We start from the raw sequence: 9,875 nt of genomic DNA, 5'->3' as shown, positions 1-9,875 counted from the left end.
GGCCCGTGTCGATCACCAGCCGCGCCGCCTCACGGCGATACTCCGGCGTATAAGTCTTCCTCTTGCTTGTGCCCATCACGGACATCCTCCCCGACAGGCCCGCAAACACGCGAAACCCGCCTGGTCAGTGTCCGGAATTCGGGGTCAACCTCACCCCCGTCGAGTTTGAGACAATTTACACAACCGCAAACGCGGCCTGAAAACCATCAACCCCCAGTGACAACCAAACTCTGGGCAGACCCTCCCGCCCGTAGTGCTTTTCCATGGAACGTCACCAGCAGCATGGTCTCAGATCGCGACGAAAGGTTTGCTGCCGATGGGTCGACAGCACGTGCATCTGTCTGCCGATCTATCGACAGCAGTAAGTGTGGGAAAGCGGAAAGCACCGGCGCCGGTAGTACTCGAAATCGACACGGTGAGAGCCGCGAACGCCGGAAGTCGGTTTTGGCTGGGCAATGACACCATATGGCTCAGCAACTTCATCGATCCCGGCTCAATCCGTCCGCAATAGATCACTTCACCGGGGAAGGTCTCGCCGCCGTCCAAACCGCGCGGGCCTACGCCTGCTCAGCCTGTCACGGTGAACGTCCAGCTCGAACGCTGTGCCGTCGGCGCCCATCCCGCTTCTCGCAGCCACCTCAACCAATTCCGTTGACGGTCCGCCCTCCGGCTCTGCGCACTGGAACGGCACGATTTGACCATGGGGTCGTTATCGCGTGAGGAGCCTGCCGGCATCTACGATCGGAGGATGGCAAGCGACGAGCGCAAAAAATACTTGGGTATGTACCCGAAGGAGCTGTTCTACCTGGCAAGCGGCCTCCTACTAGGGGTGGCAGTCCTGTTCTTCGTTCTGAAATTGCCGCTTCTGTCCATTCCCTTCGTGGTTCTGGCTATTGTCGCTTTTACCCAATCGATCCGACTTCGCAGGGCCGAGTATGTCGTGCCGCCCGAGGAGGACAACCGGCCGTAGCACGGCCTGGGTTGTTCCGGTTCAGGTCCCCGCAGGCGGAATACTTTTTCGCTCAAAAGCACGAAGGCGACAATTTAGCGGCCACACGTGCGATTATTTGCTCATGACAGACGTGGGGGTCCCGTTCGGGTGCACAGTGGCTATTCTCGTCGCGGCCGCAATGACCGTCACAGGCTGCACGTCAGGCCCCGCCCCTGAACCAATAGCCCCAACTCAGACCGCGATACCGACGCCGACCAGCAGCCCACAAGCTTTGCTCCCACCAGCAGCAGATTCCGGGCCCGATAGCTTCGCAACCGGTAAGGCCACCAAGGTCAACCTCGACGCATTCACCCACACCGTCGCTCAGGGAGACACGGTCCTCGGAATCGGTGGCCGATTCGGGGTCTGCTACGTCGACCTCTACTCCGCCAACACCAACCTCGAGGGACACGCTGGCGACCTCGAGGTCGGCCAGTCCCTGAAGGTCGTACGCGACAACACGATCATGCACGACCCTGATCTGTGCCTAGCCACCGACATCATCTACACCGGCTGATGGATCTACCTGACAATGACCAGGCGAGACCATCGACCAGACGCAACCTCATCCTCGCGCTCGTTCTGGGCTGCGTACTCCTCGCCGTCGTTGTCGGTGTCGTGGTCGGTGGGATTTCCTATGTCGTGGACGCCGTCAGCCCGCCCGATGGCTGCAACGCCAGCGGGTACTGCCACAACGACAACCTCGCCGCGATACAGACCTACACCGGCTACGAATTCCCTCCCGGCAGCGAACTCCTCGACTCAAGCGTCGGCGCCAACAACTTCACCAACGAGTGGAGCGCCACCGCGCACGTCGCCCTCCCCCCAGGCACTCCCCTCCCCACCTCATACGACCGCTTCAGCACCATCACCGTCACGGGAACAGACGACCAGGGACGAACCCTCATTCAAGTTTTCACAACCAACAGCGAAGGCGGTGTACCCGGCGGCGAAGAAGGTTTCCCAGGCTAGCCGGGAACCAATCGATTAGATTCCGACAAAGCTTCGCTGGTGGGTGAAACCTGGACTTTTTGACGAGCTTCGATTGAAGATCCGGTAGTCGACCTTGGAACTCGACATCGACGCACGTTCCTTGGCCTTCAGTGGCAGCGGACAAGCTAACGATCGCGCAGTGCCCTGGAGGGAGGGTTTGATGACTGATGAGATGGTTGGCCCAGAGCGCACTCGTTCGATGAGACCGGGCACTCGAAGCAGCGTGAGACACCTCTTGATTGCCGTACTCGCTCTGTCAGCAGTCGTTTTAGCAGCTGTTCTTATCCTCTCGACGGCGATCAACAACTTCGCATCCTCCACTGCAGGCGACTCTGCCAACTGCAACATCTGGGGCAACTGTTCCGGTCTCAGCCTCGCCGACATCAGCACCCAAACCGGATACAACTTCCCCCCGAACAGTGAAGTACTCGAATCCTCCGAAGGCGACGGCTTCTTGAGCAACGACTGATCTCTACTCGCAAGGGTGGCCCTCCCGAAAGGGACGGACATTCCAACCTCCGAGAATGTGGCGAGCTCGATCAGTCTGATCGGAACCGATGACGCTGACCGTCTTATCGTCTCCGTACACACATCCTGATACCGACGGCCTGGGCGCAGGACGGCTGACCAATGGCGCTGTCACAACACGGTCAGTGAGCGCTGAGTTAAGAACGCCTACGCCTTCGTCTACGAGAACGGCTGACCCCAGGACTATCTACGGACCGTCCCGCATTGGGTCCGTCAACCGTCGCGCGTATCGTTCTTAGGCTTTGCCTCAAGAGGTGGTTTGTCAGGTTCGCCCGTGTTTGCCCTTCCCTTGGACGACAAACAGGCTCATCCTTGAGCGATGAGGTGGGCATGGGTTGTAGCTGCAATGGCGATAGCCATCGTCACACTTCTTCTTTCTTTTGGTCTCCAGGCGGGCAGCTGCGTCGACTACGCCTCGGACGCTGGCGAATGCACCAATGGGCCGATAGCTGGACCAATTGGCTCCTGGGTACTCGCAGGTGTCGGCTCGTTGGCGGTGGCTTACTGCGTGTTTCGCGCCGCACGTTCCGACCGGACGACCTGAGCTCGAGCTACCGAGCGGGTCGCCAGCGCGGTGGACTGATTCGACCCTTGTCGTCCGGTGACGTATCCCGTCAATGGGTCCGGTCTCGGATGGCCCGGGGTCATGGCATTAGAGTGCGGGCATGGGCACTGAACTTACTCGTCGCGTGATCCGCCTGTCCCCTGATTATGGCAACGTGTGGTCGCTGTGGGAGAGCAGTACCCCCGAACGACCGACGAACTACTCGATGAAGCCAAGCGACTACGGACTGTCCGAGGAACTTGCTGACAGGCTACGGCGCTGGCACCAGGAGTGGGACGCGCAGCGTCTCTACGAAAAAAGCTGGGACACACCAGAACAGCAAGAGCGCTGGAACGAAGAAGGTCTCTCGATCGCTCATCAGCTCCACTCCGAGGTCCGACACTACGCGGACGTGTCGTATCGAGGAGAACTCTTAGCCTGAAGTCCAATTTGACGTCCGAGGATGGAATACGGGCGGATGCGTTCAGCTTCCGCCCTGCATGGGCGGAACTGGCTAGGTTCGAAGTATGTTCCTTTCAGATCGTGACCCGATCGATTTCCCGGCCCCGGAAACCATCAGCAGCGCCGCTGAACGTTTCCAAAGCCCGATAATCGAAATGCTTCAGCAGGCGGCGCTGACAGAGCTGGGCGTGGGCACGGTGAGTTCGTCTGCGAACGGCGGCCCGACCACTGTCGAATCGGTCGCTATCAGCTACACCCTGTGGCGAAACCCGGCCAACCGTGACGACCCCGCGAATCTGGCCGACCTGACCGAGAAAATGAGGGCCTCGCTCGAGGTGACCCCGGTCAAACCTCTACCGGAGTGGATGATCGAACGGGTCAAGCTGATGCGTTACCCGACGTTGTGGGAAGCGGTCCTGACAACACGGCCCAATGATGGTGCGTGGCAGACACCCGAATCTGTCCTGGTCGACCATGTGAACCATGTGCTAGGGAACACGTTCCGCGACGAACGGGTGGTGGGCGGGTTCCCGGGCGAACTGGACGCCCCGGTGACAAAGCGCCACATCGAACACGCCCCGGTTGTACTGGACAGCACGGTGGTCTCGGGTATGCGCATTGATACTGACACGCACGTCTATGCGGTCGGGGCTGATCTTGGCGATCGCATCTTCACAGCGGTCATCGCCCGGGAACACCTCCCCCACCTCGACATCGCTTTCCAGACCCGACCAATGGGCCCCGCGAACAGGTAACGAATCTTGCACCACCGTGGCCGCACTCACTGCCCTGCTCCTCATCGTCAACAGAAAGAGAGCGCCTGCCATGACTTCTGAAACCTTTAACACAGGTGACATCCTGAGACGCGTCATCGCGGATGGCCGTCTCTCCCCGGAAGCCTTCGAATCCATCACCGGCATCCCCCGCGATGCACTCACACCATTTTTGGCCGTCACCCCGACGGGCACTCCGGGCATGGCTACTCCGCCGGCGATTCTCACCAGCGACCAGACCTTACGGCTCTCAAGTCTGGTCGCGCAGCTCACCGCAGGGTTCGAGATAGACGACGACGAACGGGTCCGGGGCATCCTCGAGACCTTGACCGTGCAATTCCGACTGACGTCCGACAACATCTCCCACTTGACCCAGATCCACGCCGCCGACATCGAGCTGTTCATCGCTGACCCGGCCACCGTTTCACCAGAGGTGAGATACCGGCTCGCAGTCAGGGCCTCCTACCTCCTGAACGCCATCGGAAACGCTTCACCGAAGTACGTGACCCAGTGACACCCATCGACCAACGCCCGGCCGCGGACTTCCCCGAAACCGTCTTCGAAGGTCCCGCCGAGCCCATGCCGGCAGCAATCGCCAGGGGAAGAGTCCAATACACGTCAAAGAAGCCGTCCAGAAGCCAAGTAAGGCACGTCGACGGATATGCCCCGTTCCTGAAGTTCAGCGCCAACAACAACATAGAGATCAACCAGACCGATTTTCGGTCGCTGTTGGATGTCCTCCGGAAATATGCGGGTCCGATCAGCGCCGACCCTTCTCTCCGTGCAGCGACAGCTAGGTACGTCGGCAACACGCTAATCGCAATGCACGGAGATGCGCTCTGGCGGGCATTCGAAGGGAACGGCGCTACGGCCGGGAATCAGCACAGGTCGTTCGATGTCGAGTTTCTTATCGATCGGATCGGCCAAGCCGACGACACATGGGTAGCCGGGTACCTGGAACTCGTAGAGAACTGGGCCAAGAGCTAAACCCACTACACCTCTACACTTCGGCGCACTTAATACCCAAGGGGCGACTGGGCCGTCGCCCAGTTCCGTTCCGTTCCGTTCCGTTAGACGGTCGCTTACTGCGTGTTTCGCGCCGCACGTTCTGACCATACGACCTGAGCTCAAGCTACCGAGCGGGTCGCCGGCGCGGTGGACTGATTTCGACCCTCGCCATCCTGTGACGTATCCCGTCGATGGTCCGTTCCTTGACATACGTTCGACTTGAGCGGAGGGTTGGCCCATGGTTAACGCTGATCAGGTAGGCCTCGCCGAAGCGGTCAATCCCGCCTTACCGGAATTAGGCAACATGCTCTGGATCGTCTCAGTTGCCCTGATCCTGACCCTCATCGTCGCGGCTCTGAGCACGATCTGGACGTCAAAAAACCAGGGCCTGCTGTCAAGAGTTCTTTGGACGGGGCTAGTTGCTTTGGTACCAGTCATCGGATCGGTCGCGTGGTTCATCTACCGCGGTTCAAGGTCGCGTCCGGCCGTAGCTTCAACGAATCGGTTCTAACCCTCGCCTCTGCACCTGAGTTCGACCGTCCCACTTAGGGTCCGGTCACCGGGATGCAGCGCGGCAAAGTTGAACTCTTCGGTTAGGCAGACGTGAACTCAATGGTTCGCGCTTGCCAAGGGAACTGTCTCGTAACGAACCTTCACTGTTCTGGTGAATTCGAGCACCCAGTGCCGGTACACGGATGCGAGACATTTCTCGCCTCACGAGCTCGCACACATAAGAGGTACCGACCGCCTCGCGAGACGTCCTGCGTCCCGAGGGATGCAGGACACGATCGGTCCGGCGATTTAACGCATCTGTGTAATCGTCGTTGGCTTCATCATCGCGGCGGCCAACTTTCTCGTGCGCTTTCTCCGCCGCGACGGGAACGATCTCTACGCGCGATTCCGCCAACAGCTCGGACGTTCCATTCTGTTAGGGCTTGAGTTGCTCGTCGCTGCCGACATCATCCGCACAGTGGCAGTGGCTCCCACATTCACCGGTGTCCTCGCCCTGGCAGGAATCGTGCTCATCCGAACCTTCCTCAGCTTCTCCTTAGAGCTGGAAATCACAGGATGGTGGCCTTGGCAAAAACGCCAGCACGCTCATCCGGTCCAGCGACCATCGCAGGACTGACATCGATCGCTCGCCCCACGTCATACGCCCTCGTTCTCTGTTCAGACGGGAACGCTAGGTTTTCGCAACTTTGGCAGCCGCACCAAGCTGAGACAGGGAGCCAGTAAATTCCCGTTTGAGATCAGTCATCAGGCTGACTGAGACTGCTCGTCAATGGAGTCAGGCAGAAGCCACATACGCCGAGTTCGACGCTAGATTCCCGGACCCCAGTCAAAGCATTGCGTTGGGCGGCGTCGGGGGCAGCGGAGGTGGTGGTGGTGCTGGTTCCGGCGTGAAAGCCACCGTCGGCGTGGGGGTTGGTAGGAGTCGGGGTCGGAGTGGCTGTGATGGTTTGGGTGGGAGGTGCCGTGAGCTTCATCTCTGTCGTGCAGCCAGACACGGTGGTCACGACGGCGATGCCGAAGGACGCACAGGGTGAGGGCGGCTGGAACGTTCGACGGAGTAACCCAGGGCTGATTTGACGATCCTGCACGACGGTTTTTTCGTCCGTTGTTTGGTTTGCATGGTCGGCGCCGCTTGCCGAAGGCGTCCCTGATGTTCACGAGTTGGCTCCGGTCCGCGTGGCGATGTCGTCGAGCCACTCCCGCAGGTAGGGAAGGAGTTCAGCCGAACGCTGTTCGGTTCCTCGCGCGGCAACAGTGATGATCGCCTTGTCGGTGATCAGCGTCAGGGAAGCGGAGACCGGCTCGCCGCCGACGCCGCCGAGGGGCTCGGCGAACAGTGTGCCGTTGCCGAGCGGCTGTTCGGCGTTACTGATCAGCCGTGCCTGCGCCTCTGCGCGCTGCCGGCCGTCGGAGGCAGTGTCGATCGTACCGACGATGACGGTCAGCAGCCTCCCCGTCTGATTGGAACCGTAGGCACAATGCACCCCGACACTGTCGCCACCATCCAAAGCCCGATATCTACTGTCGTCAATGGTCGTCGCTTCGCCGAAACGAGGGGACCATGCCGGCAGGATGCTCGTACCGACCGCTCCGGCGCAGGAGGCCGGCAGCTGGAAAGTGGTGGCCGCTTGCGCGGAATTGGTCGGCTGGGGGGAAGAGAAGGTCGGCGTTGTGGGAGCAGTCAGTCCGACCCGGTCGCTGACCTTCGCCAGCCACCCTGAGAGAAGAGGCATCAAGCCCGGACCGTCTGCTGCGGAAACACCGTTGACACGCACAGAGATCACAGCCTCGTCTGCGACGAGGACCATCTCTGCGGTTGCAAAGTCGATGCCGGGAGTATCGCTGTAGTACAACGTCGACCCGTCCGGCTGGACTGCTGACTGCATCCCCTGGTCTTGGAGACCTTGCTCACTGGCTGCGCGGGGGTTGTCCGCAGAAAAGACGGTGACCGAGACGCTCAGAGAAGCGAAGGCTGTCTCCGCTGCGCCGTAGGAGCAGTCCCCACCAGCCACGCGCGGTCCGCCGATAGGAGACCCCAGCTCAGAGATGAGAGGCGCGTCCCCGTACCGCGCCGACCACTCGGCGATGATGCTCGGGTCGACAAGCGACGCACAATCGTCAGGAAGCACGAAGTGGTGGGGCGGAGCTGGGGTGCTGGTGTTGGGTGCGCTGATGCCGCCGCTCTGCCACCCTCCGATCCCGAGAGTGTTTGAAAGGACGAGGGTGATGACCGCGACTGCGGCAGCGATCCCGCCGAGCGCGATGAACGCGTTGCGCACGCGATGTCTTTCCGGTATCGGGTGCGGTGCAGGCCGTGGCACTGACCGTGCAGGCGCGAAGGCTGGCTCGTCTGTGCTGATCGTTGCGACATGTCGTCGGGTTTTGCGCAAGCGGGCGGGCGTGGCTGCGGTGTCGGCAATGTGCTGGAGAAGTGTGGCATGTCCGAGTGCGAGAGCGTGGTCGGTGGGCGCGGGAACGGTGTCGCCGAGGTTCCGGAGTGCGGTCAGTTGGTCCATGAGTTGGTTCCTGTCAGCCGGGTGCGTGCCGGGTCGATGATGGCGGCCGCGGCCTGGAGAGTTTTTCGTGCCCGGTTCAACCGGGATCGCACGGTTCCGACGGGAATCTGGAGCGCGATCGCGATCCCGGCGTAATCAAGGCCCGCCCAGGTGTGCAACAACAAGGTGTCGCGGTCACCGGAGCGCATCGTGGCCAGCGCCGGGCCGAGAGCTCGGACGGCCAGTTGCGCATCGATCATGTCGTCGGAGCGTTCTGGCGGCGTCTTTTCATTGCGGGAGCTGGCGTCGTGTTGCAAGCCTGCGGTGATGAGTGTGTGGAGGGTGCGGGCTTCTACCCGGCGATGCGCTTTCAGCAGGTTCGTCGCTATCCCGTAGAGCCACGGCAGCGCGCTCGCCCACGCCAGGTCGAACTTCGTTCGCCGGTCGAACGCGACAAGGAAAGTCTCGGACATGATGTCATCGGCGACCTGCGCGCCGGCGCGACAGGCCACGTAACGATGGATTGTGGCTGCGTGTCTTTCATAGAGCTGCCCGAAGAGCTCCGGGGATGTCCCGGAGCGGAGAATGATGTCGCTGTCAGTGCTCACAACAGGTTTTGCACCCCCGCGGTTAAAAAGTTCACGCTTCACCACAATTTCTTGACTTCTTTTCCGGACTCCTCGAGTGAAGTGCCGAGCGCGGGGTTCGTCGTGCCCCTCGGACCCGTCAGCGCAATCGCCTCAATCAGTACCTCCCCCAGGAACCGTCACGACAGGTGGTCAGAGACTTGACGCCGTCACAGGTGCGCGACCACAGTCTTGGGCTCTCTTCCGCGAAGGCTACCCGGCACGACGGTCTCGATGGGTACGCCGCTGTTGGCCCAGCCGAGTCCGACTCACGATCGACGTCGGCTACCGAGGTTTCCCGCGTCCCTCAGGCGGATCCGATCCTCTTCTTCAATAGCTCACTGATCTCTGCCAGTTCGGTGTCTGACTTCGGGAACAGCCCGAGCATCCCGCTACCGAGGATCACTAACGGATAAGTCACGATCCCGCTGCTGAAGACGAACTGCAGTTCTAATGCACGGTCAGTTCGCCTCGATTCTTGAACCAGGCCCGCATCAACTCCTGGCCAGCCACCTGTGAACCTCGCGGTGTCACGGCCGTGAGAATAAGCGACGTCGGGTGACTCCGCTTCAGAGCACGCATGCGTGACCGGTTCGGCCCAGCAATCAGCATCATGAGGACGAAGACGAGCACGAGCGCTAGCAACACATCGAGAAGCAGGCTCATTGCGCTAACCTATCTGCTCGCGGCTCATGTCGCGCCAAACTAACCGCAACGCATCGCTCTCCGCCGCGGAGTCGCGCTTCCCCTTGGTTGAAAAAAGCACCATCACCAGATTGACCGAGCCCACAGCCGCAGATCGCACTCCTCAGACCTGAGGCTGACCCCGTTTCCCGGACAGGTGGTTGGTTGGTCAGGCTGCCAGTGTGAGCTGGCGGCGTTCGTACTCTAATGGACTGAGGTAGCCGATGCCGGAGTGGCGTCGGCGGGCGTTGTACCAGC

General features: G+C 60.9%; 15 protein-coding genes. 11 read left to right on the top strand and 4 right to left on the bottom strand.

Annotated elements, in window-relative coordinates; genetic code table 11:
- Positions 1 to 253 precede the first annotated feature (253 nt).
- From B7R21_RS21010 to B7R21_RS16630, 11 genes are all read left to right on the top strand, one after another.
- Positions 254 to 511 carry an RNA 2'-phosphotransferase gene (locus B7R21_RS21010; protein WP_116284388.1) on the top strand — a complete coding sequence of 86 codons (258 nt, stop codon included), beginning with the start codon at positions 254 to 256 and terminating at the stop codon, positions 509 to 511.
- 237 nt (positions 512 to 748) lie between these two features.
- Positions 749 to 970 carry a hypothetical protein gene (locus B7R21_RS16665; RefSeq protein WP_147305938.1) on the top strand — a complete coding sequence of 74 codons (222 nt, stop codon included), beginning with the start codon at positions 749 to 751 and terminating at the stop codon, positions 968 to 970.
- Positions 971 to 1,223: 253 nt separating this feature from the next.
- Positions 1,224 to 1,508, top strand: coding sequence for a LysM peptidoglycan-binding domain-containing protein (locus B7R21_RS20260; RefSeq protein WP_172592237.1), 285 nt, complete (start codon positions 1,224 to 1,226; stop codon positions 1,506 to 1,508).
- Entirely contained in the window at positions 1,508 to 1,963 is a 456-nt protein-coding gene (locus B7R21_RS16655; protein ID WP_116284385.1) for a hypothetical protein, read from the top strand. Before B7R21_RS20260 ends, B7R21_RS16655 begins: the two co-directional genes overlap by 1 nt.
- 181 nt (positions 1,964 to 2,144) lie before the next feature.
- Complete coding sequence (locus B7R21_RS16650) at positions 2,145 to 2,453, top strand: hypothetical protein (protein WP_147305937.1); 309 nt, start codon at positions 2,145 to 2,147, stop codon at positions 2,451 to 2,453.
- 724 nt (positions 2,454 to 3,177) lie between these two features.
- Positions 3,178 to 3,498 carry a hypothetical protein gene (locus B7R21_RS19790; protein WP_147305936.1) on the top strand — a complete coding sequence of 107 codons (321 nt, stop codon included), beginning with the start codon at positions 3,178 to 3,180 and terminating at the stop codon, positions 3,496 to 3,498.
- Positions 3,499 to 3,583: 85 nt separating this feature from the next.
- Positions 3,584 to 4,273, top strand: coding sequence for a hypothetical protein (locus B7R21_RS16645; protein WP_116284383.1), 690 nt, complete (start codon positions 3,584 to 3,586; stop codon positions 4,271 to 4,273).
- A gap of 16 nt (positions 4,274 to 4,289) precedes the next feature.
- Positions 4,290 to 4,805 carry an HTH domain-containing protein gene (locus B7R21_RS16640; protein ID WP_147305935.1) on the top strand — a complete coding sequence of 172 codons (516 nt, stop codon included), beginning with the start codon at positions 4,290 to 4,292 and terminating at the stop codon, positions 4,803 to 4,805.
- Positions 4,802 to 5,278 (top strand): hypothetical protein, encoded by a 477-nt coding sequence (locus B7R21_RS16635; protein ID WP_116284381.1) that lies wholly within the window; start codon positions 4,802 to 4,804, stop codon positions 5,276 to 5,278. The genes B7R21_RS16640 and B7R21_RS16635 overlap by 4 nt, the downstream gene beginning before the upstream one ends.
- A gap of 259 nt (positions 5,279 to 5,537) precedes the next feature.
- A complete protein-coding gene (locus B7R21_RS19785; RefSeq protein ID WP_147305934.1) occupies positions 5,538 to 5,810 on the top strand; it encodes a hypothetical protein in 273 nt (90 codons plus the stop codon).
- Between the two features lie 297 nt (positions 5,811 to 6,107).
- A complete protein-coding gene (locus B7R21_RS16630) occupies positions 6,108 to 6,428 on the top strand; it encodes a DUF1622 domain-containing protein (RefSeq protein WP_172592238.1) in 321 nt (106 codons plus the stop codon).
- Between the two features lie 538 nt (positions 6,429 to 6,966).
- On the opposite strand, the gene B7R21_RS16625 is transcribed toward B7R21_RS16630, so the two are convergent.
- From B7R21_RS16625 to B7R21_RS21005, 4 genes are all read right to left on the bottom strand, one after another.
- On the bottom strand, positions 6,967 to 8,091 hold the full coding sequence (locus B7R21_RS16625) for a hypothetical protein (RefSeq protein ID WP_116284380.1): 1,125 nt from the start codon (positions 8,089 to 8,091) through the stop codon (positions 6,967 to 6,969).
- A gap of 224 nt (positions 8,092 to 8,315) precedes the next feature.
- The gene (locus B7R21_RS16620) at positions 8,316 to 8,957 is read right to left on the bottom strand and encodes an RNA polymerase sigma factor (protein ID WP_116284379.1); all 642 of its coding nucleotides are present in this window, start codon (positions 8,955 to 8,957) and stop codon (positions 8,316 to 8,318) included.
- Positions 8,958 to 9,383: 426 nt separating this feature from the next.
- Entirely contained in the window at positions 9,384 to 9,599 is a 216-nt protein-coding gene (locus tag B7R21_RS16615) for a hypothetical protein (RefSeq protein ID WP_116284378.1), read from the bottom strand.
- A gap of 187 nt (positions 9,600 to 9,786) precedes the next feature.
- The coding region (locus B7R21_RS21005) for an IS3 family transposase (RefSeq protein ID WP_367302594.1) at positions 9,787 to 9,875 on the bottom strand (89 nt) is incomplete at its 5' end.

Source organism: Subtercola boreus (genome assembly GCF_003399625.1).
GTDB lineage: Bacteria > Actinomycetota > Actinomycetes > Actinomycetales > Microbacteriaceae > Subtercola > Subtercola boreus_C.
This window is presented reverse-complemented; position numbering and strand designations above follow the sequence as displayed.